This is a genomic window from Arthrobacter sp. HS15c, assembly GCF_040812005.1.
GTDB lineage: Bacteria > Actinomycetota > Actinomycetes > Actinomycetales > Micrococcaceae > Arthrobacter.
On the sequence record NZ_JBFOHM010000008.1, the window covers coordinates 275,415 to 296,955 of the forward strand.

At 66.4% G+C, this 21,541-nt stretch carries 20 protein-coding genes and 1 pseudogene; 6 read left to right on the forward strand and 15 right to left on the reverse strand.

The window, feature by feature from the left end; all coding sequences use genetic code 11:
* Window positions 1–5: 5 nt before the first annotated feature.
* From ABV518_RS15360 to ABV518_RS15395, 8 genes are all read right to left on the reverse strand, one after another.
* Entirely contained in the window at window positions 6–218 is a 213-nt protein-coding gene (locus tag ABV518_RS15360; protein ID WP_367768175.1) for a helix-turn-helix domain-containing protein, read from the reverse strand.
* A gap of 140 nt (window positions 219–358) precedes the next feature.
* Window positions 359–1,480: a 3-deoxy-7-phosphoheptulonate synthase gene (locus ABV518_RS15365; RefSeq protein ID WP_367768179.1), complete on the reverse strand. Its 1,122-nt coding sequence runs from the start codon at window positions 1,478–1,480 to the stop codon at window positions 359–361.
* Between the two features lie 323 nt (window positions 1,481–1,803).
* Complete coding sequence (locus ABV518_RS15370; RefSeq protein ID WP_367768182.1) at window positions 1,804–2,823, reverse strand: acetylxylan esterase; 1,020 nt, start codon at window positions 2,821–2,823, stop codon at window positions 1,804–1,806.
* 66 nt (window positions 2,824–2,889) lie between these two features.
* Window positions 2,890–5,406, reverse strand: coding sequence for a glycoside hydrolase N-terminal domain-containing protein (locus ABV518_RS15375; protein ID WP_367768185.1), 2,517 nt, complete (start codon window positions 5,404–5,406; stop codon window positions 2,890–2,892).
* A 185-nt stretch (window positions 5,407–5,591) separates the two neighbouring features.
* Window positions 5,592–7,070 carry a rhamnulokinase family protein gene (locus ABV518_RS15380; RefSeq protein WP_367768188.1) on the reverse strand — a complete coding sequence of 493 codons (1,479 nt, stop codon included), beginning with the start codon at window positions 7,068–7,070 and terminating at the stop codon, window positions 5,592–5,594.
* 14 nt (window positions 7,071–7,084) lie between these two features.
* On the reverse strand, window positions 7,085–9,133 hold the full coding sequence (locus ABV518_RS15385) for a bifunctional aldolase/short-chain dehydrogenase (protein ID WP_367768192.1): 2,049 nt from the start codon (window positions 9,131–9,133) through the stop codon (window positions 7,085–7,087).
* Between the two features lie 3 nt (window positions 9,134–9,136).
* The gene (gene rhaI / locus ABV518_RS15390; protein WP_367768195.1) at window positions 9,137–10,303 is read right to left on the reverse strand and encodes an L-rhamnose isomerase; all 1,167 of its coding nucleotides are present in this window, start codon (window positions 10,301–10,303) and stop codon (window positions 9,137–9,139) included.
* 75 nt (window positions 10,304–10,378) lie between these two features.
* Window positions 10,379–10,726, reverse strand: a complete 348-nt coding sequence (locus tag ABV518_RS15395) for an L-rhamnose mutarotase (protein WP_367768198.1) — start codon at window positions 10,724–10,726, stop codon at window positions 10,379–10,381.
* Window positions 10,727–10,875: 149 nt separating this feature from the next.
* Here ABV518_RS15395 and ABV518_RS15400 point away from each other — a divergent pair, with 149 nt between their 5' ends.
* The 3 genes and pseudogenes from ABV518_RS15400 (at window position 10,876) to ABV518_RS15410 (ending at window position 13,948) form a co-directional block, all read left to right on the forward strand.
* Window positions 10,876–11,901 (forward strand): LacI family DNA-binding transcriptional regulator, encoded by a 1,026-nt coding sequence (locus tag ABV518_RS15400; RefSeq protein WP_367768201.1) that lies wholly within the window; start codon window positions 10,876–10,878, stop codon window positions 11,899–11,901.
* 89 nt (window positions 11,902–11,990) lie between these two features.
* A pseudogene (locus tag ABV518_RS15405) lies at window positions 11,991–12,450 on the forward strand (iron chaperone).
* 103 nt (window positions 12,451–12,553) lie between these two features.
* Complete coding sequence (locus ABV518_RS15410; protein ID WP_367768204.1) at window positions 12,554–13,948, forward strand: FAD-binding oxidoreductase; 1,395 nt, start codon at window positions 12,554–12,556, stop codon at window positions 13,946–13,948.
* A gap of 3 nt (window positions 13,949–13,951) precedes the next feature.
* On the opposite strand, the gene ABV518_RS15415 is transcribed toward ABV518_RS15410, so the two are convergent.
* The 3 genes from ABV518_RS15415 to ABV518_RS15425 form a co-directional block, all read right to left on the reverse strand.
* Window positions 13,952–14,386 (reverse strand): low molecular weight phosphatase family protein, encoded by a 435-nt coding sequence (locus tag ABV518_RS15415; protein WP_367768206.1) that lies wholly within the window; start codon window positions 14,384–14,386, stop codon window positions 13,952–13,954.
* Between the two features lie 26 nt (window positions 14,387–14,412).
* Window positions 14,413–15,789 carry an FAD-dependent oxidoreductase gene (locus ABV518_RS15420; RefSeq protein ID WP_367768209.1) on the reverse strand — a complete coding sequence of 459 codons (1,377 nt, stop codon included), beginning with the start codon at window positions 15,787–15,789 and terminating at the stop codon, window positions 14,413–14,415.
* Window positions 15,790–15,936: 147 nt separating this feature from the next.
* Window positions 15,937–16,359: an arsenate reductase ArsC gene (locus ABV518_RS15425; protein ID WP_367768212.1), complete on the reverse strand. Its 423-nt coding sequence runs from the start codon at window positions 16,357–16,359 to the stop codon at window positions 15,937–15,939.
* 139 nt (window positions 16,360–16,498) lie between these two features.
* Here ABV518_RS15425 and ABV518_RS15430 point away from each other — a divergent pair, with 139 nt between their 5' ends.
* From ABV518_RS15430 to ABV518_RS15440, 3 genes are all read left to right on the forward strand, one after another.
* Window positions 16,499–17,239, forward strand: coding sequence for an aquaporin (locus ABV518_RS15430; protein WP_367768215.1), 741 nt, complete (start codon window positions 16,499–16,501; stop codon window positions 17,237–17,239).
* A 62-nt stretch (window positions 17,240–17,301) separates the two neighbouring features.
* Window positions 17,302–17,652, forward strand: coding sequence for a metalloregulator ArsR/SmtB family transcription factor (locus tag ABV518_RS15435; protein ID WP_131134887.1), 351 nt, complete (start codon window positions 17,302–17,304; stop codon window positions 17,650–17,652).
* Window positions 17,653–17,654: 2 nt separating this feature from the next.
* The gene (locus ABV518_RS15440) at window positions 17,655–18,173 is read left to right on the forward strand and encodes an N-acetyltransferase family protein (RefSeq protein WP_367768218.1); all 519 of its coding nucleotides are present in this window, start codon (window positions 17,655–17,657) and stop codon (window positions 18,171–18,173) included.
* Between the two features lie 26 nt (window positions 18,174–18,199).
* On the opposite strand, the gene ABV518_RS15445 is transcribed toward ABV518_RS15440, so the two are convergent.
* Genes ABV518_RS15445 through ABV518_RS15460 form a run of 4 tightly spaced genes read right to left on the reverse strand, consistent with a single transcriptional unit; the run spans window position 18,200 to window position 21,538 of the window.
* Window positions 18,200–18,871, reverse strand: a complete 672-nt coding sequence (locus ABV518_RS15445; RefSeq protein WP_367768221.1) for a DUF1961 family protein — start codon at window positions 18,869–18,871, stop codon at window positions 18,200–18,202.
* Window positions 18,872–19,615 carry a rhamnogalacturonan acetylesterase gene (locus ABV518_RS15450; RefSeq protein ID WP_367768224.1) on the reverse strand — a complete coding sequence of 248 codons (744 nt, stop codon included), beginning with the start codon at window positions 19,613–19,615 and terminating at the stop codon, window positions 18,872–18,874.
* Between the two features lie 28 nt (window positions 19,616–19,643).
* On the reverse strand, window positions 19,644–20,516 hold the full coding sequence (locus ABV518_RS15455; RefSeq protein WP_367768228.1) for a carbohydrate ABC transporter permease: 873 nt from the start codon (window positions 20,514–20,516) through the stop codon (window positions 19,644–19,646).
* Complete coding sequence (locus ABV518_RS15460) at window positions 20,516–21,538, reverse strand: ABC transporter permease (RefSeq protein ID WP_367768231.1); 1,023 nt, start codon at window positions 21,536–21,538, stop codon at window positions 20,516–20,518. The genes ABV518_RS15455 and ABV518_RS15460 overlap by 1 nt, the downstream gene beginning before the upstream one ends.
* Window positions 21,539–21,541 lie beyond the last annotated feature (3 nt).

Consider the following 21,541-nt stretch of genomic DNA (forward strand, 5'->3'; position numbering starts at 1 on the left):
GCGGTTCAGGCGGTCTCGGAGTGGCCGTCCACAACAGCGCCCTTGAGGTACTGGTCGACGGCGCTTTCCGGCACCCGGTATGAACGGCCGAACCGCACTGCGGGCATTTCACCTGAGTGGACCAGCCTGTACACGGTCATTTTGGAGACGCGCATGACCTCGGCCACTTCGGCCACGGTCAGGAACTTCGGGTTTGAGAAGTTCTGTTCTGCGGACATTTCCCTATTCCTTTGCTGACGGATGGACAACATGACCCCAGGTTTATGCCATTGCGGTGTGCCGATGCTGAGCCATCCACCAACCATGTGCTAGATACTCTAGAGGTTCATGGGGCTATTGTGAAAGTCATCGCGGGTAATCATTTCGCCGTGCGGCGCTTGCGGGCCGACGACGCGAGCTGGTCCAGGACCGACACCGAGACATCCCATTCCATGCACGCATCGGTGACACTCTGGCCGTAGACAAGTTCCGAATGTCCGGCGGCGTGTTCGGCGACATCCAGGTTCTGCGCGCCGCCCACCAGGAAGCTCTCCAGCATGACCCCGGCGATGGCATCGGCGGAGCGTCCCCCTTCCTCCAGCTGCGCGCCGATTTCCAGCGCCACTTCGGCCTGGCGGTGGTGGCTCTTGCCGCTGTTGGCGTGGCTGGCGTCCACAATCAGCCGCGGGTTCAGGCCCTTGCCGGCGAGCTTTGCGGAGGCGCTTTCGACGTCGGCCGCCGAGTAGTTGGGCCCCTTGCGTCCGCCGCGGAGGATGACGTGGGTGTCCGGGTTGCCGGCGGTGGCCACCAGCGCTGCCCGGCCGTCGCCGTCGATTCCCAGGAACGCCTGCGCGGCACCGGCCGCACCGCAGGCGTCGACGGCAACCTGGAGGTCGCCGTCGGTCCCGTTCTTGAAGCCGATCGGCATGGACAGGCCGGAGGCCAGCTGCCGGTGGATCTGGCTTTCGGTGGTGCGCGCCCCGATGGCGCCCCAGGAAATCAGGTCCGCCATGTACTGCGGGCTGATGGGTTCCAGGAACTCGGTGGCGGTGGGGAGCCCGAGTGCGGTGACCTGCTGCAGGAAGTGCCGGGCGGTCCGGAGGCCGGTGGCCATGTCGTGGCTGCCGTCCAGCCGGGGGTCGTTGATGAGGCCCTTCCAGCCGACCGTGGTCCGCGGCTTTTCGAAGTAGGCCCGCATCACGATGAGCAGGTCTTCCTTGTGCTTCTCAGCCTGGCTCACCAGCCGGCGGGCGTATTCCAGGCCGGCCTTGGGGTCGTGGATGGAGCAGGGGCCCACGATGACCAGGAGGCGGTCGTCCACGCCGTCCATGATGGCGCGGACTTCATCGCGTCCGCGTTCGACGACGTCAGTCACCCGGTCGTCCAGGGGCAGCTCGGCGATGAGTTCCTGGGGCGTGGGCAGCGCGGTGAATTCGCTGACGCGCAGGTTTGACGTGGATTTTGCGGCCGGTGTGGCTGTGGCGGCTGTTGCGGTGCTCATGTTTGGGTCCTGTTCCGGGGGTGGAAGCGGGCCCAAATCAGAACCCGCCGGGAAATGGCGAAGGGCAGAGAATGATCTCTGCCCTGTTGGCTCTGAAGGAAAGTTGGATGCGTGTCAGTTAGACGCGGGCCCCTCCAGAGCCAACGAAAAATACGCATACCAACGGTTTGTCATAGCCAAGACCATAACCGCGGCATCGCTCCGGACGCAAATCCGCCCTTAACCACGGCGCGAACTGGCAGATAATGACCCCAAATCCGTCCGGAGGCGTCATTATCTGCCAGTTCGCGGGGTGTTAGTCGTGGTGTCGTTGGGCCCGTCGGTCAGCCCGCGAGCTTGCGCAGGAACTGCAGCTGCTTGATCCAGTGGTATTCCTGGCCGCCTTCGTGGTTGTTGAACCGGTAGACCTCGATGTCCTTGGCGGCCCCCGTGCCTGAGGCGTCCGCGCTGCCCGAACCGTAGGCGTTGAAGCTGGCGAAGACTGTCGACGGCGGGCAGATGTCGTCCATCTGGGCGGCCGAGTACAGCGCCGGGGCCGTGGCCGACCGGGCCAGGTTGACGCCGTCGAAATAGTTCAGGACCGAGAGCATGTGCTCGTACCGGTCCCGGTGCCGGCCCAGGAAAGCGGCGATCTCCGGGTAGGGCCCGCGGGGCGTGATGTCGATGGCGCGGGGGAAGTCCTGCAGGAAGGGGACGTCGGGCAGCGCGGCGATGACGCCGTCGAGCCGTCCTGCCACCAGCCCGGCGACGGCCACCACGATGCCGCCGCCCTGGCTGACGCCTGCCAGGACCACACGGGAGGAATCCACCTCGGGGTGGGACTGGGCGGCCTCGACGGCGCGGAAGGCGTCCACGTAGACGCGGCGGTAGTAGTAGTCCTCGCGGCTGCCCGCTCCCCTGGTCATGAGCCCTGCGTGGGCCACCTCGCCCGCGGAGGGGTGCGGATCCGCCGTCTCCCCCAGCGTTCCGCCGTAGCCCTGGCCGCGGGTGTCCATGATGAAGTGCGCGTAGCCCGCCTGGGCCCACTTGGTGTCCTGGTTGACCAGTCCGCGGCCGCCGGAATAACCGATGTACTGCACCACGACGGACAGCCGGCTTCCTGCCGGACGGTTCGCCGGGAGGTGCAGCCAGCCCTTAATGGGAGCCCCGCCGTACCCGGCGAAGGTCACGTCGAACGTGTCGATGACCGTCAGGTAGTTCTCCACGGGCTCGAACGTGGCGTTGAGCGGAAAAGTCCGGGCCTCGTCGATGGTGGCGTCCCAGAAGGCCTGGAAGTCCTCCGGCGGCGTGACTGCTGAGGTGTAGCCACGGAGCTGGGCAAGGGGGAGGTCGAAAAGCGGCATGGTGCTGAAGGTCCTGTCAGGTCTGGTTTGGCGGGAAGGCTCCTGGAACTTTTCGGTGATCCTACGTCATGCGGACGCCCCCGCCGGGCTAAAGGACGCCAGGTTCAGAACTGTTGCCTGAAGCGGCTCCAGGTGAAGCTCCTGGACGGCGTCGCCACAGCGGATGAGCACGTTCCGGGCCTTCGGCGACGTAAGGGTGGCGCGGGCCAGCCGGCCGCCCTTCCACTCCAGGTCCACCTCCACGCCCGGGCGGGCGCGCAGCCGGTGCGCGGCGCCGTCGGGCAGTTCCGGCGGCAAGGCCGGCAGCAGTTCAATCTCGGGCACACCGCCGGACGTGCGGTGGCTCTGCAGCAGGCATTCAGCCAGGCCGGCCACGAAGCCGAGGTTGCCGTCGATCTGGAACGGCGGGTGCGCCCCGAACAGGTTGGGATACAGTCCACCGCTTTGGCCGCCTCGGTCTGTGGCCATGTCCCGGAAGTACAGCCGGAGGAGGTCGCTGACTTTCCCGGGCTGGCGGAGGCGGGCCCGGAGCAGGATTTTCCACGTGAGCGACCAGCCGGTGGATTCGTCGCCGCGGCCGTCCAGACTGGCGCTCACGGCGGATTCGAGTTCCGGCGTGAGGGGCGAGTCGCCGGGGTAGGCGAGGTAGAGATGGCTGACGTGGCGGTGCTCAGGCTCCCACTCCTCCGGGTCGGCGAGCCACTCGCGCAGCCTGCCATTCCGGCCAACTGTTGGCTCCGGGAGCCGCGGCAGAGCCGCCTGGGCCTCGGCCACCACCGGGTCCGTTTCCAGTCCCAGCTCACCGGCGAGGGAACCCAGCACCAGGAACACGTCGCGGATCAGGGTCAGGTCCATGGTGGCCGATTCGGCGGCGGCGGCCCGGCTGGTGCCTCCGCCGGGGAGCGGCGCCGTGAAACTGTTTTCCGGCGACGTCGACGGGCTGGTTCCCAGCGTTCCGTCCGGGAACTCCACCAGCAGGTCCAGGGCAAATTCGGCCGCGCCGCGGATGGCGGGCCAGGCTGTGTCGCGGGCGAAGGCTCGTGTGGACTCTGTGCCCTGTGCCCCGAACTGGAGGTGCTCCCACAGGTGGCGGACCAGCCACAGCCCGGCCACCGGCCAGTAAGACCATTCCGGCGAGTGCGCTCCGTGGCCCACGGGCTTGCTGTAACCCCAGATGTCCGAGTTGTGGTGCACGGCCCAGCCGCGGGCGCCGTAATACTCCCGGGCGGTGGCCGCGCCGGTTTCCTGCAAGGCCCCGATGAGCGCGAACAGGGGCCCGGCGCACGCGGCCAGGCCGGTGGGCTCGGCTCCCCAGTAATTCATCTGCAGGTTGATGTTGGTGGTGAAGTTGGAGCTCCACGGGGCCTGCAGCCGGTCATTCCAGATGCCCTGCAGGTTGGCCGGCGTCCCGCGCCAGGCGCTTCCTCCGCGGGAGCCCGGCGCCCCGGTCCGCGAGCTGGAAATCAGCAGGTAGCGCCCGTAATTGAAGAGCAGTGCCGCCAGTCCGGGGTCTGCGGCCAGCGGCCCGTCCGGATGGGTGTTGGCCTTCTCCAGGCGGTGGCCGGTGTTGGTGCCCTGCCATGCCGGAGTGTCCACGGTGATGCTGCAGCTGTTGTAGAGCTCCGCGTGGCTCTGTTCGTGGCGGGCGAGGAGCGCCTCCTGCCCGGTGGCCATGGCGGCAGCCAGGGTTCCGCGGGCGGCGACGGCTGCCTCCGCCGCTGTTCCCTCGGGCTGCCGGCCCTGCCCGCGGAACGTGGTCTCCGTGGTGACGTACAGGACGGCGCGGCGGACGCCCGTGGCGGCCAGGCCGCTGTCGTCCGCTCCTTCTTCGGTGCCGTTATGCTCCCAAGCCGCCGCAACGGCGCCCTGCAGGCTGAGGGAATCGTCGTCGGAATACTCCACCGCGCCGCCGTCGTGGGACGGCGGCACATCGCTGGGCAGCTTCAGTTCAAGCCAGGCCGACGACGGGCCGGACGCCGGTGCTCCGGCGCGGCGAAGGATGCGCAGCTGCGAGTCCAGGCGGAGGGCGAGGTCAAGGCCCTGCGGCGCGTCGGTTTCCACCGAAATCACCAGGACCGACGGCTCGTGGGACGCGAAGGCCTCTACGCTGACGGCGTGGCCGTCCACCTCGTAGCTGGTGGAATTGACGGCGCGGGCGAGGTCAAGGGAACGGCTGTAGGCGGGATCCCCGCCGGCTGCAGGGTTCGCGGCACCGGAGTCGCCGGAGAGCCCAATGGTGAGGAAGAGATCGGCGAACGGCAGGTAGGACTGGGAATGCCGGTGCTGCAGTTCCTTGAGGGTCTCGTGCCCAGCGGCGTAGTCGCCGTCCCGGATCTGCCGCCGGGATTCGGCCAGGATGGCGTCGGCCCGTTCCCGGCTGAAGTGTGGTTCGAGGTCCTGGCTGTGCGGCGAACCGGACCAGGCGGACCCGTCGTTGAGCTGGAAGCGGTGCTCGCGCGCCAGACTTCCCGGAAGCGACGGACCGCCGAAAACCATGGCTCCGAGCCGTCCATTTCCCAGCGGCAGGGCCTCAAGCCAGTCGGTGGCAGGGGCATCGTAGACGAGGGTATGTTCTGTGCGCACGGGATTAGATCCTAGGGGAATACACCAGCTGACAACAGGGGTTTGGGCAAGCGATTTCCCGCCGCCGCTCCAAAGCCCGCTGATCGAGCATCCCGGCACTGGCTTTAACGCGCGAACGTACACTTGGCGCCCTGCGATGAGGGCGCCAAGTGTACGTTCGAGCGAGGCGGAGCGCTGTCCAAAACCTACAGCCGCGAGAGCTCCGGGGTGAAGCTCTGCAGCCCGTGCGAACCGGCCACGAGGCTTCGCAGTTCCGGAAGGCCTCCGGTGACCTGGCCGGCGGCCCGGGCCTGGACCAGGACGTTGCCGAGGGCGGTGGCTTCCACCGGACCGGCGATGACGCGTTTGCCGGTGGCGTCGGCCGTGAGCTGGCACAGGAGCCTGTTCTGCGATCCGCCGCCGACCACGTGGACCACGTCCACGGTGCGGTCGGCGAGGCGTTCGGCGTCGCGGATGGTGCGTGCGTAGCCGGTGGCGAGGCTGTCCATGATGCAGCGGGTGATCGCGGCGGGGTCATCGGGCAGGATGTCCCCGGTGCGGCGGACGGCGGCGCGGATGCGCTCGGGCATGTTGTCCGGGGCGATGAAGTAGGAATCGTCCGGATTGATCTGTGGCCCGCCCGGGGGCAGCGCGGCGGCGGCCGTGAGCAGCGCCGTCAGTTCCGGGGTGAATCCTTCCGCGGCCCAGGAGCGCTGGCATTCGCTGAGCAGCCAGAGCCCGCCCATGTTGCGCAGGTAGCGGATGGTGCCGTCCACGCCCCGTTCGTTGGTGAAGTTCGCCTCGCGGCTGGCTTCGGTCAGGACCGGATGCTTCAGTTCCAACCCCACCAGGGACCACGTGCCGGAAGAGATGTAGGCGAAGTTCTCCTCCTGCGCGGGGACGGCGGCGACGGCGGACGCGGTGTCGTGCGAGCCGACGGCCACCACCTTGGTGCCGGCCGGCAGGCCCACCCGCGACGCGACACTGGGCAGCAGCGTGCCGACGGTTTCGCCCGGCTGCACCAGCGGCGGGAACAGCTTCTTGGGCAGGCCCAGCGCGGTCAGGAACTCGGTGGCCCACTCCCCCGCGACGGCGTCGAACAGGCCGGTGGTGGAGGCGTTGGTCGCTTCCGTCCGGCGCTGCCCCGTCAGGAGGAACGCGATCAGGTCCGGGATGAGCAGTGCCTGCACACCGTCCAGGTCCGGCTCGGTGGCCAGCTGGTACAGCGTGTTGAACTGCAGGAACTGCAGGCCGGTGGTCCCGTAGAGCCGCGCAGGGTCCAGTTTCCGGTGCACGGGTGCGACGGCGGCACGGCTGCGGTCATCGCGGTAGCTGTACGGCTGGGCCGTGAGCTCGCCGGCCGTATTGACCAGCCCGTAGTCCACGGCCCACGTGTCGATCCCGATGCTGGTGATCGTTTCGTCCTGCACGGCCGCCACGGTGGCGGCGGCCGCAAGGCCTTTGAGCACCTCGGCGAACAAGGCGTCGAAATCCCAGCGGAGGCCGCCGTCGATCTCCACCACACCGTTGGGGAACCGGTGCACCACTTCCAGCTCCACGCTCCCGGCGGCACCGCCGTCGAGGACCCGGCCGAGGATGACCCGGCCGGAGGAGGCGCCGATGTCGACTGCGGCGAACACCGCCCCGGCGGTGGCCGGGGCGGTGTTCTGTGCTGCGTTCCTCATCAGTGAATGGTCGGTCATCGCAGGAAGGCTGCTGCCACACCGGCGTCCACGGGGATGTGGAGTCCGGTGGTGTGGGACAGCTCGGCGCTGGTCAGGACCGCGGCGGCGTTGGCTACGTGTTCGGGCAGGACTTCGCGCTTGAGCAGCGTGCGCTGGGCGTAGTACTTGCCCAGTTCCTGCTCGTCCACGCCGTAGACCGCGGCGCGCTTGGCGCCCCAGCCGCCGGCGAAGATACCGGAGCCGCGGACCACGCCGTCGGGGTTGATGCCGTTGACGCGGATACCGTATTCGCCCAGTTCGGCCGCGAGGAGCCGGACCTGGTGGGCCTGGTCTGCCTTGGTGGCGGAGTAGGCGATGTTGTTCGGGCCGGCGAAGACCGAGTTCTTGGAGGAGATGTAGATGACGTCCCCGCCCATGTCCTGGGCAATCATGACCCTGGCCGCGGCCTTGGCCACCAGGAAGGAGCCCTTGGCCATCACGTTGTGCTGCAGGTCCCAGTCCTTCTCCGTGGTCTCCAGCAGCGGCTTGGAGATGGACAGGCCGGCGTTGTTGACCACCAGGTCAAGCCCGCCGAACGCCAGGACCGCTGCGTCGATGGCTGCGATGACCTGGGCCTCGTCAGTGACGTCGGCCTGGACGCCGATGGCGACGTCAGCGCCGCCGAGCTCCTCGGCGACTGCCTGCGCGTTCTCCAGGTTCAGGTCCGCGATGACCACGCAGGCGCCTTCCGCGGCGAGGCGGGTGGCGATGGCCTTGCCGATGCCCGACGCCGCACCGGTCACCAGCGCGATGCGGGTGGCGTGGGACTTGGGCTTGGGCAGGCGTGCCAGCTTGGCTTCCTCCAGCGACCAGTATTCGATCCGGAACTTCTCGGATTCCTCGATCGGGGCGTACGTGGAGATCGCCTCGGCACCGCGCATGACGTTGATGGCGTTGATGTAGAACTCGCCGGCAACCCGGGCGGTCTGCTTGTTGGCGCCGAAGGAGAACATGCCCACGCCCGGGACCAGCACGATGGCCGGGTCCGCGCCGCGCAGCGCCGGGGACTCGGCGTCGGCGTGGCGGTCGTAGTAGGCCTGGTAGTCCTCCCGGTAGGCGGTGTGGAGCTCCTGCAGCCGTGCGATGGAATCCTCGATCGAGGCCTCCGCCGGCAGGTCCAGGATCAGCGGCTTGACCTTGGTGCGCAGGAAGTGGTCCGGGCAGGACGTGCCCAGCGCACCCAGGCGCGGGTGCTCGGCGGCTTCCAGGAAGTCAAGCACGACGGCGTCATCACTGAAGTGCCCCAGCTGCGGCTTGTCAGTGGACGCCAGCCCGCGGATCACCGGTGCCAGTGCGGCGGCCTTCGCTTTCCGCTCCGCCTCCGGCAGCGCGCCGAAGCCGGGCAGCTTGGCACCGAAGGGTTCGGCCTTGCCGTTTTCGCGGAGGTACTTCTCGGCCTCGTCGATGATCCACAGCGAATTCTGTTCGGCTTCTTCGGACGTTTCGCCCCAGGCGGTGATGCCGTGGCCGCCCAGGATGGTGCCGATGGCCTGCGGGTTGGCGTCCTTGATCGCGGCAATGTCCAGGCCAAGCTGGAAACCGGGCCGGCGCCAAGGCACCCAGACCACCTTGTTGCCGAAGATCTTGGAGGTCAGGGCCTCGCCGTCCACCGCGGTTGCAATGGCGATCCCGGAGTCCGGGTGCAGGTGGTCCACGTGTGCGGCGTCCACCAGGCCGTGCATGGCGGTATCGATCGACGGCGCGGCGCCACCCTTGCCGTGCAGGCAGTAATCAAAAGCAGCCACCATCTCGTCTTCGCGTTCAACGCCCGGGTAGACGTTCTTCAGGGCGTTCAGCCGGTCCAGGCGCAGCACCGCAAGGTTCCCCGCCTTCAGCGTGCCGAGGTCCCCGCCGGAGCCCTTGACCCACAACAGCTGGACGTCCTCGCCCGTCACCGGGTCCTTCTCCGTGCCCTTGGCCGAGGTGTTGCCGCCGGCGAAGTTGGTGTTCCGCTTGTCCGCACCCAGGCGGTTGGAACGGGAAATCAGGGCCTCGACGGCATTGTTAGCGTTTGTCTTACTCATCTTTTATGCGCCCCATCCGGCTTGCTGGCCGCCGACGCGGTCCTCGTTGATCTGTTTCTGGTAACCGCTGGCCTTGAAGGCGGCCATCGGGTCCGCGGGCAGGCCGCGGGATTCACGCCATTCGGCCAGGATGGGCCGGACGTCGGTGTAGAAGGCATCGTTGAACACGCCGTTGGCGGCCAGGACGTCGCCGGAACGCTGGGCTTCCGTCAGCGCAGCGGTGTCGATCAGCATGGCGCGGGCCGTCATTTCCTGGACGTTCAGGACCGAGCGGATCTGGCCCGGGATCTTCTCCTCCAGGTTGTGGCACTGGTCCAGCATGAGCGCCACACCGGAGTCCTTGCCGAAGCCGCCGCCGCGGATGACCTCGTGCATGATGCGGAACAGCTGGAACGGGTCGGCCGCGCCCACGATCAGGTCATCGTCCGCGTAGAAGCGGGAGTTGAAGTCAAAGGAGCCCAGCTTGCCCAGGCGCAGCAGCTGCATCACGATGAACTCGATGTTGGTGCCCGGCGCATGGTGGCCGGTGTCCAGGCAAACAAAAGCCTTCTCGCCCAGGGCGAGGGTCTGCGCGTAGGAAGTGCCCCAGTCCGGAACGTCGGTGTGGTAGAAGGCCGGCTCGAAGAACTTGTACTCCAGGACCAGGCGCTGCTCATCCCCCAGCGCTGCGTAGATCTCCTGCAGCGATTCGGCGAGCCGGTCCTGGCGTCCGCGCATGTCATCCTGGCCCGGGTAGTTCGTCCCGTCCGCCAGCCAGACCTTCAGGTCCTTCGAACCCGTGGCGTGCATGATCTCGATGCAGTCCAGGTGGTGCGCGATCGCCCGGCGGCGCACTGTCTCGTTGGAGGACGTCAGCGAACCGAACTTGTACTCGTCATCCTGGAACGTGTTGGAGTTAATCGTGCCCAGGCCAACGCCCAGGCCCGCCGCGTATTCCTTCAGTGCGGCGTAGTCGTCCACCTTGTCCCACGGAATGTGCAGGGCAACGGTGGGCGCGAGGCCGGTCAGCTCGTGCACCTTGGCGGCGTCAGCGATCTTCTCCTGCACCGTCCGCGGGGTACCCGGCGTGCCAAACACCTTAAAACGCGTGCCTGAATTTCCATAAGCCCACGAAGGGACCTCGATAGCAAGCTCCCCGAGCCTGCCCAGCGCCGTTGCTACGTCATTCATGATGGGTTCTTTCCGGTCTTTGTTACTGCGGTATGGGTGGTGTTGCTGCGGCCCCGCTGCTGGAGCCGGTCAGCCTCAGCGGGCGGTGGACTCCGCCGCCGTCAGCTGGTCGTCAAGGTTGAAGACTTCCTCGAGGACCTGGAACCCTTCGTCGGGTGCCTGGTCCGGGTTGTTGAACAGGGTGGCCATCTCGGCCTGCCAGCGGGCGTTGACCTCGGTCAGCGCCATCCGGGCCCGCACGGCGTCGAAATCGTCGCATTCGACGTAGCCCACCAGGAGCCCGTCCTCGCCCAGGAACAGCGAGTAGTTGGTCCAGCCGGCGTCCTTCAAGGCACGGAGCATCTCCGGCCACACGGCAGCGTGGCGCCGCTTGTATTCTTCGATCAGCCCCGGCTGGACCGAGGAGCGGAAACACACCCTCATCTGCGACTCTCCTGAACTTTCCAAACTTTGAATCGTTTCATTGTTACGATTCAAAGTACTCTTGAAGTCAAGTAGGTGTCAAGCAATTTCCAAACAGCGATCCGGGACTGCGGAAAAGTGCTTCACACGGCATATAAGCACGGAGAATTATGAATCGCTCAGCAAGCATCAAAGACGTCGCCAACCACGCCAGTGTTGCCGTGGGCACGGTCTCCAATGTCCTGAACTATCCGGACCGGGTGTCCCAGCGGACCAAGGAGCGGGTGCTGCGGGCCATCGATGAACTTGGCTTCGTCCGCAACGATGCCGCCCGCCAGCTGCGCGCCGGCCAGAGCCGGACCATCGGGCTGATTGTCCTCGACGTGGGCAACCCGTTCTTTACCTCAGTGGTGCGGGCCGCCGAAGACGCCGCGGCCCTTCAGGGCAGCGCCGTGCTGCTGGGCGACAGCGGCCACAATGCCAGCCGCGAATCAAACTACATCGACCTGTTCCAGGAGCAGCGCGTACAGGGCCTTCTCATCTCCCCGGTGGGCGACATCACCGAGCGGCTTGATTTGCTCCGTGAGCGCGGCGTGCCCACCGTCCTGGTGGACCGGCTGGCCGACGAGAGCAAATACAGTTCCGTGTCAGTGGACGACGACGCCGGCGGTTACCTGGCTGCCCGGCACCTGCTGGACACCGGCCGCCGTCGGCTCGCCTTTGTGGGAGGCCCCACGTCCATCCGCCAGGTGGCGGACCGTCTGCAGGGCGCGCAACGCGCTGTGAAGGAGGAACCCGACGCCACCCTGGAGGTCCTTGACTCGGACGGACAGACGGTGCTGGCCGGCCGAAGCGTGGGCAACATGCTGGTGGAGCGCGGAAACTTGCCGGACGGCATCTTCTGCGCCAACGACCTCCTGGCCCTGGGCGTCATGCAGTCGCTGACCATGACGCATACGCTGAGAATTCCCGAAGACATTGCCCTGATCGGCTACGACGACATCGATTTTGCCGTCTCCGCCGTGGTGCCGCTTTCCTCCATCCGCCAGCCCACCGAGGCGTTGGGGCGAACCGCCATTGAACTGCTGGCCGAAGAAGTGGAGTCCGAGAACCCGCGGCACCGCGCCGTGGTGTTTACCCCGGAACTGGTGGTACGCCAAAGCACAGCCCCGGCGAAAGAATCCTCCGCCGGCTGAGGGTTCAACTTCGAGCAGTTCTGGAGAAGCCGCCCTGGCGTACGGACACTAGCGTGGGTCTTACCAGACCATGACATAAGGAATCCGAAATGACAGAGAAGCCAGCCTCCAGCACCAAGTCCTACGAGGGATTCGATGCGGACGAACGCGCCGCGATGAAGGAACGGGCCCAGGAACTCAAGTCCGCGTCGCGAAAGGGTGCCGGCGCCGCCAAACCGGATGGCGAAAGCGATGTGCTCGGGAAGATCGCCGAAATGGCGGACTCGGACCGCGCCATCGCCGAACGGCTGCACGCCATCATCAGGGACAATGCGCCCGAACTCGCGCCGAAGACCTGGTACGGGATGCCTGCCTATGCCAAGGACGGCAAGGTGGTCTGTTTCTTCCAGCCCGCGGACAAATTCAAGGCCCGGTATCCGACGCTCGGATTTAGCGACCCCGCGAACCTTGACGACGGGCAACATGTGGCCCACCTCCTACGCCCTGACTAAACTCACCGCCGCGGATGAGGCGAGAGTCATTGAGCTCGTGAAGAAGGCAGTCAGCTAGGCCCAGCCTTCTTGGACGGGGTGCCCGGGAGCCCGCGATTTCCCCTTGCCAGTTCGTGCCAACGGTGGGACTCTGCTGGAAGAGCGAGAGGTCCGTGAGTCCCATGGCACAAAGTACGGAGATCGACGGCGGCGCTGTCGACGAGCTGCAGGCATCGTTTCGGGGCGACCTCGTCCGCCCGGATGACGCCGGCTACGACGAGCACCGCAAGGTGTGGAACGGATCGATTGACCGCCGTCCCGGCCTCATTGCCCGCTGCACCGGCGTCGCAGATGTTCGCGCCGCCCTCCGCCTTGCCCGCGCGCAGGACCAGCTCGTCGCTGTGCGGGCAGGCGGACACAGCTTCCCCGGATTGTCCGTGTGCGACGGCGGCATGGTCATCGACCTCGGGCCGCTGAAAGGGATACGGGTGGATCCCGAGGCACGCACGGTCCGAGTCCAGGCGGGCGTGCTGCTCGGTGAGCTCGATCGCGAGACGCAGGAGTTCGGTCTGGCCGTTCCGTCCGGAATCGTCACCCACACCGGCGTGGCGGGCCTTACCCTGGGCGGCGGCATCGGCTGGGTCATGCGCAAGTACGGACTGACCATTGACCAACTGTTGTCCGTTGACATGGTCACTGCCGACGGCGAACTGGTCACGGCCAGTGAAAACCAGAACGCCGACCTCTTCTGGGGAGTACGGGGCGGTGGCGGAAATTTTGGCATCGTCACTGAGTTCGAGTTCCGCCTCTGCCCCCTGGGCCCCTATGTGATGGCAGGTCCGGTCTTCTGGGCGATGGAAGACGCCCCGGAGGTGCTGCGGTTTTACCGGGACTGGATCGCGGACTGCCCAGACGAGCTGATGACCATCGCCGTGCAGCGAAGGGCACCGGCGTTGCCGATTGTCCCGCCGGAGCTGGTGGGCAAGCGCGTCCTTGCTATCACGGCCTGTTACGCCGGACCGGTCGAGGAGGGCGAACGGGTCCTGCGGCCGCTCAAGGAATTCGGTTCGCCCGTGCTGGACTTTTGCCGGCCGAAGCCGTTCCTGGAACATCAGCGGACGTTCGATCCGTCATTCCCGCACGGCTGGCATTATTACGTCAGGTCCTGTGACGTGGCAGCCCTCAGCGACGACGTCATCGACATCGTGGCCGAGCACGGCAGCCGCATCACCTCGCCTGTCACCAGCATCGCTTTGTGGCAGATGGGCGGCGCAGTGGGGCGGATCGACGATGGTGCCACGGCCTTCAATGGCCGCCAGGCCGGGTTTACGTTCAACATCAACGGCAACAGCAAGACCGCCGAGGGCTTCGATGCCGAGCGGCAATGGGCGCGTGACTACTGGTCTGCCCTGGCACCCCACCACACCAGCGTCTACGTGAACTTCCTGATGGAAGAGGGCGAGGAGCGCGTCAGGCAGGCCTACGGTGCCGCTAAGTACGACCGGCTCAAAGCACTCAAGAACAAGTACGACCCCACGAACTTCTTCACCCTGAACCAGAACATCAAGCCGGGTTGAGCGCTACTTCGCGGTGAGTTCCGCATAGAGCTTCTGCACCCGGGCCTTGATGTCGTCCCGGACCAGGTGCATGCGTTCCATTCCTTCGATGCCCCGTTCGGAGGGTTCATCCGTTTCCCAGACCTCGAAGCGGGTGCCGTCGCGCGGTTCGAGCTTTGCCTCGGTACCCAGGACGATGACGGCGTCCACACCGTTCAGGACCTCGTCCGTGACGGGCTTGGGGTGTTCGCCGACGATGTCGATGCCCAGTTCGGCCAGGGAGTCCACGGCCTGGGGATTGAGGGAGCTTCCCGGTTTGGTGCCTGCGGAGTAGACCCTGACCGTTCCACCGGCCAGCTGGCTCATGAGGCCGGCCGCGAGCTGGGACTTGCCGCCGTTCTTGCTGCAGACGAAAAGCACAGACGGTGCGTTGGGGGTGCTGCCGGTTTCCTGGGACATCAGTGTGCTTTCTTTTGTACGACTGTTCAGTTGCTGCCGGATCGTCCGTGGGACAGTCCGGTGGGGAAGCCTACCAGCACCGGTTCCGGAGCGGAGCAGCAGCCGGTCTCTGCGGAATTTACCGTGGCAGCTGCCAGGACATCGCAGCTGGTGCCGGCGTCGGTGGAGCAGACGCCGGTCTCAGGGAGCTCGAGGTGGACGGTATCGGCTGCCTCACGGTCACCGGCCAGGGCGGCCACGACAGAGCGGACCTGTTCGTAGCCGGTGGCGAGCAGGAAGGTCGGTGCCCGTCCGTAAGACTTCATCCCCACAATGTAGAAGTCCTTGTCCGGGTGGGCCAGGACCTTCGCGCCGTGCGGCGGGACGGTGCCGCAGGAGTGGAATTCGGGGTCAATCAGCGGGCCCAGCTCCACCGGCGCTTCGACGGCCGGATCAAGGTTGAGGCGGAGCTCGCGCAGGATCTCCAGATCAGGGCGGAAGCCGGTGCAGGGCACCACGACGTCCGCGTCCAGGGTGCGGCCGTCCACCGCTTCGACCGTCACGCCGGAATCCAATGCTTTGAGCGAAGCGATGCCGAAGCTGGTGTGCAGTTCGATGCTGCCGGCCTCCACGAGGCGGCGGACCCGTCCGCCGAGCTGGCCCCGCGCGGGAAGCCCGTCGGCGTCCCCGCCGCCGAAGACCTTCTCCGCGGACGCTCCGCGGACCGCCCAGAGGATCCGGGTGTCCGGCTCGTCCTTGGCAAGGTCGGCGAGGCTGATCAGGGTATTGGCGGCGGAGTGGCCCGCGCCGACCACCAGGACCCGGCGGCCTGCGAAGGCTACCCGGTCCCGGCCGGTGACGTCGGGAAGCGGCGCGGAGATCCGTTCAGCTGCTGCTTCCTCGCCGATGGCGGGCAGGCCGGACGTGCCCAGCGGGTTGCGGCGGGACCAGGTGCCCGAGGCGTCGATGACCGCTGCGACGGTATGGTCGCGTGTTTCGCCGTCCTGATGTTCGACGCGGACGACGAAGGGTGTGGCGTCGCGGCCCCGGACGTGGGTTTTGTCCAGGCCCTGCCGGGTCACAGCGATCACGCGGGCGCCGGTCTGCAACCGGGAAGCGATCTCGGGAAGTGCAGCCAGCGGCGCCAGGTAGTTGTCGATGAGTTCCCCGCCGTAGGGAAGGGCGGTGGGCCGTGGCGATGCCCAGCCGGCCGCTTCAAGCAGGCGGACGGCGGCGGCGTCGAGGTTGAACCGCCAGGGTGAGAACAGCCGGACATGGCGCCATTGGCCGATGGAGGCGCCCGCCGTCGGGCCGGCTTCGAAGATCAGCGGCTCGAGGCCGCGCTCAAACAGGTGCGCCGCGGCCGCCAGGCCAACAGGGCCGGCGCCGATCACTGCAACAGGAAGGTTCTTCACTGAATCCATGGTTGTCCTTTTGTTCCATCTGTTGTCTGGCAGGTCGGGCAGGGAGCGTTGTCAGCAGCAGTCCTGCTCGTCGTCGCAGCAGCCATCGCCGCAGCATCCGGTGTTCATTCAGCTCACCTCCCCCCGCTTGGGGCCTGTTTGGCCGGGTTACCTGGCCGCAGGGATGAGGGAGGCGATGAGGTCCTCGATGCGGGTTTTGATCTCGTCGCGAATGGGGCGGACGGCGTCCACGCCCTGGCCGGCCGGATCCTCAAGGACCCAGTCCTCATAGCGCTTGCCGGGGAAGTACGGGCATTCATCGCCGCAGCCCATGGTGATCACAACGTCCGATTCCTTCGCGGCTGCGGTGGTGAGGACCTTGGGGACCTCGGCGGACATATCGATGCCGAGCTCGGCCATCGCCTCGACGGCGGCGGGGTTGATCTTGTCGGCAGGCTGGGACCCGGCGGAGTGGACGTCGATGTCACCCCCGGCGAGCGTGGTCAGGAAGGCGGCCGCCATCTGGGAGCGCCCGGCGTTGTGGACACAGACGAACAGGACGGAGGGCTTCTTGGCCGTTTCGGTGCTCACGTTGTTTCTCCTGGGATTCAAACATTGATAATGATCGATACAAAGAAGTATCGGACGAAAGATTGACGATTGTCAATATTCTGGAAAATGCATGACGTGTCAATTTTGAGTGGGTTGATTCTTCGATCAAGCTGTTGCCATGCCCTCAAAACAGCCACCCCTGTGGCGTCGTGCCGTCGCGGAACTTCTCGGCACCTGCCTGCTCGTAGCCATCGTCGTCGGCTCCGGAATCGCTGCACAGCAGCTCTCCCCAAACGACGTCGGCCTGCAGCTCCTGCAGAACAGCACCGCCACGGTGCTTGGCCTGACGGTCCTCATCCTGGTGTTCGGTCCCGTCAGCGGCGCCCACTTCAACCCCGTGGTCTCGCTTGTCGACTGGGTCCTGGGCCGGCGGAACGGTGCCGGACTGGCCCTGGCGGAGCTTGGCACCTACGTGGCAGCGCAGACCGTGGGTGCAGTCAGCGGCAGTGTCTTGGCCAACGCAATGTTTGAGGTGGGCACCTCCATTTCCGTTAAAGACCGCGCCACCACCGGACACGTCCTCGGTGAGGTCGTCGCGACCTCCGGCCTCATCCTGCTGATCTTCGCCCTGGCCGCCACCAAGCGCGGCGTCCTCGCAGCCCCGGCAGTGGGCGCCTACATCGGCGCCGCGTACTGGTTCACCTCCTCGACGTCGTTCGCCAACCCCGCGGTGACCGTCGGCCGCATTTTCAGCGACACCTTCGCCGGCATCGCACCGGCATCCGTTCCCGGCTTCGTCGTGGCGCAAGTGGTTGGCGCCGCCGTCGGCCTCGGCCTCCTCCTCATCCTGTTCCCTGCCGCCGCCAACGCCGCGGACGACGTCGTCCTTCCGCACCCTTCCGGCACGGCCGGCCCATAGCCTTCAGCGTGGCCGTTCACCGATTACATTGATGACTGTCAATGTCAGGGCATAATGGATATATGAAATTGCTGCCCATGCTCGATCAGGCCACGGATGAAGCCTGCTGCACTCCCTCAGGAGTCCCTGCCCTGGGCGCCGAGGAAGCGAAGCAGAAGGCCCTGGTCTTCAAGGCGCTGGCCGATCCCAACCGGCTTCGGCTGCTGTCCATCGTGAAGGCGGACGCCTCCGGTGAATCCTGCGTATGCGACCTGACGGAGCCGCTGGACCTGGGCCAGCCCACGGTCTCCCACCACCTGAAGATCCTGGTGGAGGCCGGGCTGCTGCACCGCGAAAAGCGCGGAACCTGGGCCTACTACTCCCTGGTGCCCGGGGCCCTGGAAGAGACGGCCGGACTCCTGGCCACACTGTGACCATGCCGGAACCGTCCGCCGTCACGATCCGTCCCATGCTCGACGGCGACTGGCCGGCCGTGCAGCGGATCTACGCCGAAGGAATCGCCACCGGACACGCCACCTTCGAATCGGAGGCGCCCGGCTGGGAACGGTTCAACACCTCGAGACTGCCCCGCCACCGCATCGTCGCCGAAACAGCCGACCGCGCGATCCTCGGCTGGGCTGCCGTCTCCCCCGTTTCCGCCCGCCCCGCCTACGCCGGCGTGGTGGAACACTCCGTCTATGTCGCAGCCGAAGCCCGCGGGCTCGGCTTGGGGGCAAAGCTGCTGCGGGCCCTGGCTGAATCCACGGAACGTGACGGCATTTGGACCATCCAGGCGAGCGTCTTTCCCGAAAATGAGGCCAGCCTCAAACTCCACCTCGCCAACGGCTACGTCGTGGTGGGCCGCCGCCAGCGCATCGCCAGGATGGCCCACGGACCGCTCACTGGGCAGTGGCGCGACACCGTCCTGATCGAGCGCCGGTCCCCCGCGATCTAAGTTCGCGCCTTCCAGACCAGCGGGCCCTAGATCTTCTCCACTGTGAGGTTCCGGTAGGCCGCCCTGAGCGGTGCCATCTGGCGGAAGCCGATGCGGCCCCCGCCCAGCACCTTGTCCGACGGGTCCGACCACTCAAAGAGAGTCAGCCCGTTGATGAAGAACGCCACGCGCGGCCCGTCCTTCACCACTTCCATCCGGTAGAAGTCCACGGCGTCCTCGGTGGGCGGCAGCGGGTCGGCGCCCTGGGCCACCAGTTCAAAGCCGGCGCTCTTCCGGAGGTTGCAGGTACGGAAAGCCCGTTCAGACTCGTACTTGTGCCGGAAGTAGGAGACGTGGAGGGCGTCGATGTCGCCGGAGTGGTACTGCGGGTAGTAGCCGGTCCTCGGGGCCAGGCTGGCGGAGAACAGGTCCTGTCCTTCGTGGCCCACGGCTGAGAAGAACAGCATGGCCAGGCCCGGTTCCGCGAGGGGCAGGAACTCCCAGCTGATCCGGATGCCGTCCGGGAATTCCTCCGGGCACCAGAACGTCCAGTGCGCGTGGTCCCCGAACTCTTCGTCGTCCAGCGATCCGGAAAGCTCCAGCGCACCGTCGTGGCTGGCCAGGCCCAGCGGCCCTTCCGCCACCCAGCCGGCTACATCCGCCGGGCCGGCGAGCGGGTTGCTGTACAGCAGGCCGGTGCCGGCGCGCGGCGCCCCCACCTAGCCCCGCCCCGCCGTCGTCAATCCCGCCGCCGGACGTCCCGCCGCCGGACGTCCCGCCGTCGCACTGTCCCCGGAACCCGGACCATCCGGGCCAAAGCCAAACCGTCCCAACTGGGCGGCAACTTCCTCCGCCACGAGGGCAGCCCCGCGCTGCGAGAAGTGCGTGTTGTCCGCCAGCCCGGCAGGCCAGAAGGCGTGCTCGCCGGGCCCGAAATGGCAGAACAGGGACTTCGATTCCCCAACCCCCAGCTCCACGTACAGTGCGCGGGTCCAGGCGTTAAGGTCGACGGCGGGCAGCTGCAGTTCGAGTGCGATCTCGCGGACCACTTCGGGGTAGTCCTCCAGGCTTTCTTCCAGGACAGCGTCCGACGCCGGCCCGTCCAGGAAGTGCCGGCGCTCCACGGAAGTGCAGAGTACCGGAACGGCGCCCCGGCCACGCACGTCCGCCACCATGGTGCGGAGGTTGGCGGCGTAACCGGTCCTGGCCGCGAGGTGGACCTTCTTCTGGTCGTTGTGCCCAAACTGGATCAGGACGAGGTCGCCCTCCGCGGCGGTGTCCAGCAGCTGCCTCCAGAGCCCCTCCGCCCGGAAGGACTCAGTGCTGGCCCCGCCCTTGGCGAAGTTGTGCACGGCGGCCCACGCGTACACGTGCCGGGGCAGCTGTGCTCCCCAGCCGCTCATGGGGTACTCGTGGGTGGGACAGTTGGCGACCGTGGAATCTCCGGCGAGCAGGATTTTCATGCTGTGCTTTCTGTTGTTTTCGGGCTGGTCAGCCTTTGACGGAGCCGATCAGCATGCCCTTGGCGAAGTGTTTTTGCAGGAAGGGGTAGAAGATGAGGATGGGCAGGGTGGCGACGACGATGACGGCGAACTTGATGCCCTGTTCGGGCGGGATGTAGTTCGGGTCCACGTTGCCGGTGCCGAGGAGGTCGGAGGAGGCGGTGACCTGGCGAAGGTACATCTGCAGGGTCCACTTCGAGTTATCCGAGAGGTAGAGCAGGGGTGACATGAAGTCGTTCCAGATTCCCACGGCGTAGAACAGCGCAAACGTTGCCAGCACGGGTTTGGAGAGTGGGAGCAGGATCCGCCAGAGGATCCCGACTTCGGTGGCGCCGTCCATTTTGGCGGATTCCTCCAGCTCGGCGGGGAGTTCCTGGAAGAAGTTCTTGATGATGATCAGGCTGAACGGGTTGATCGCCGCGGGCAGGATCAGCGCCCAGTAGCTGTTGAGCAGGCCGAGGTCCTTGATCAGCAGGAACGTGGGGATCATGCCGCCGGAGAAGACCATGGCGAAGACCACCAGGGACAGGATCAGCTGCCGGCCGCGGAGGTTCCGCTTGGCCAGCGGGTAGGCCATGGTCACGGTCAGGATCAGCTGGACCACCGTGCCCACCGCAGTGACCAGGACCGTGGTAACCAGGGCGCGGATGAACGCCGGGGTGGAGAAGATGTACTCGTAGGAGCCCACGCTGAACTGCTCGGGCCAGACAAAGAAGGCCCGCCGGGTGATCTCGGCTTCGGTGGCGAAGGAGCCGGCGAAGACGTAGACGAACGGCAGCAGCGTGATGATCCCGATCAAGGTCAGGAAGACGTAGTTGGCGGCGTCGAAGACCCGGCCGCCGGTGGTGTTATGAATCTTCATTAGAACAGTCCGCTCTGGTTGAATCGCTTGGCCAGGGCGTTGGTGCCGAAGATCAGCACGATGCCCACCAATGACTTGAACAGTCCTACGGCGGTGGAGTAGGAGTAGGCGCCCTGGGTGATGCCCACGAAGTAGACATAGGTGTCGAAGACGTCGGCGACATCCCGGTTCAGGGCATTGGTCATCAGGTAGATCTGCTCGAAGCCGGTGTTGAGCATCTGCCCGATCGCGAGGATGAGCATCACGATGATGGTGGAGCGGATCCCGGGCAGGGTGATGTGCCAGACCCGGCGAAACCGGCCGGCGCCGTCGATGATCGCGGCCTCGTACTGGTCCTGGTCCACGGTGGCCAGGGCGGCGAGGAAGATGATGGTTCCCCAGCCGGTGTTCTTCCAGATCTCCTGCAGCACGATCAGCGGCCGGAACCAGGCGGGGTCGGAGAGGAAGTCGATGTCGGTGCCCAGCACGTTGTTGATGAACAGGAACAGCGGGCCGAAGTCCAGGGCGAACAGCAGGAAGCTCAGCGACGCCACAATGGTCCAGGACAGGAAGTGCGGGATGTAGACCAGGGTCTGGACGGTCCGCTTGAGGATGGAGAGGCGGACCTCGTTCAGCAGCAGTGCCAGCACGATGGTCAGCGGGAACGCGACGCCCAGGTTCAGGAACGCCAGGATCAGGGTGTTGCCCAGCAGCCGGCCGAAGTCGGGGTTGGAGAAGAAGTCCTGGAAATGCGTGAACCCCACCCACGGGCTGGCGTTGACGCCGAGGAACGGGACGTAGTCCTTGAAGGCAATACTGACGCCATACATCGGGGCGTAGCGAAACACCGCGAAGTACAGCACGCCGGGCAGCAGGAGCAGGTAAAGCCACTTGTAGTGCGCGAAATGAACCGAGAACTTGCCGCGCGGGACCTTCGGGGGCTTGCCCGGCTTCTTGCTCCGCTTTCCGGCTTTGCCGGGCTCCGTGCCGGCGCCGTCGCCGGCGCCGATGTTCGAGGCCAGTGCATCTGTCAGTTGCGACATTCA

Excerpts from the sequence above, each read along its gene's own strand:
- ABV518_RS15360 (WP_367768175.1), bottom strand. The coding sequence starts at position 218 with ATGTCCGCAGAACAGAACTTCTCAAACCCGAAGTTCCTGACCGTGGCC.
- ABV518_RS15365 (WP_367768179.1), bottom strand. The coding sequence starts at position 1,480 with ATGAGCACCGCAACAGCCGCCACAGCCACACCGGCCGCAAAATCCACG.
- ABV518_RS15370 (WP_367768182.1), bottom strand. The coding sequence starts at position 2,823 with ATGCCGCTTTTCGACCTCCCCCTTGCCCAGCTCCGTGGCTACACCTCA.
- ABV518_RS15380 (WP_367768188.1), bottom strand. The coding sequence starts at position 7,070 with ATGAGGAACGCAGCACAGAACACCGCCCCGGCCACCGCCGGGGCGGTG.
- ABV518_RS15385 (WP_367768192.1), bottom strand. The coding sequence starts at position 9,133 with ATGAGTAAGACAAACGCTAACAATGCCGTCGAGGCCCTGATTTCCCGT.
- rhaI (WP_367768195.1), bottom strand. The coding sequence starts at position 10,303 with ATGAATGACGTAGCAACGGCGCTGGGCAGGCTCGGGGAGCTTGCTATC.
- ABV518_RS15395 (WP_367768198.1), bottom strand. The coding sequence starts at position 10,726 with ATGAGGGTGTGTTTCCGCTCCTCGGTCCAGCCGGGGCTGATCGAAGAA.
- ABV518_RS15400 (WP_367768201.1), top strand. The coding sequence starts at position 10,876 with ATGAATCGCTCAGCAAGCATCAAAGACGTCGCCAACCACGCCAGTGTT.
- ABV518_RS15410 (WP_367768204.1), top strand. The coding sequence starts at position 12,554 with ATGGCACAAAGTACGGAGATCGACGGCGGCGCTGTCGACGAGCTGCAG.
- ABV518_RS15415 (WP_367768206.1), bottom strand. The coding sequence starts at position 14,386 with ATGTCCCAGGAAACCGGCAGCACCCCCAACGCACCGTCTGTGCTTTTC.
- ABV518_RS15420 (WP_367768209.1), bottom strand. The coding sequence starts at position 15,789 with ATGGATTCAGTGAAGAACCTTCCTGTTGCAGTGATCGGCGCCGGCCCT.
- ABV518_RS15430 (WP_367768215.1), top strand. The coding sequence starts at position 16,499 with ATGCCCTCAAAACAGCCACCCCTGTGGCGTCGTGCCGTCGCGGAACTT.
- ABV518_RS15435 (WP_131134887.1), top strand. The coding sequence starts at position 17,302 with ATGAAATTGCTGCCCATGCTCGATCAGGCCACGGATGAAGCCTGCTGC.
- ABV518_RS15440 (WP_367768218.1), top strand. The coding sequence starts at position 17,655 with ATGCCGGAACCGTCCGCCGTCACGATCCGTCCCATGCTCGACGGCGAC.
- ABV518_RS15450 (WP_367768224.1), bottom strand. The coding sequence starts at position 19,615 with ATGAAAATCCTGCTCGCCGGAGATTCCACGGTCGCCAACTGTCCCACC.
- ABV518_RS15455 (WP_367768228.1), bottom strand. The coding sequence starts at position 20,516 with ATGAAGATTCATAACACCACCGGCGGCCGGGTCTTCGACGCCGCCAAC.
- ABV518_RS15460 (WP_367768231.1), bottom strand. The coding sequence starts at position 21,538 with ATGTCGCAACTGACAGATGCACTGGCCTCGAACATCGGCGCCGGCGAC.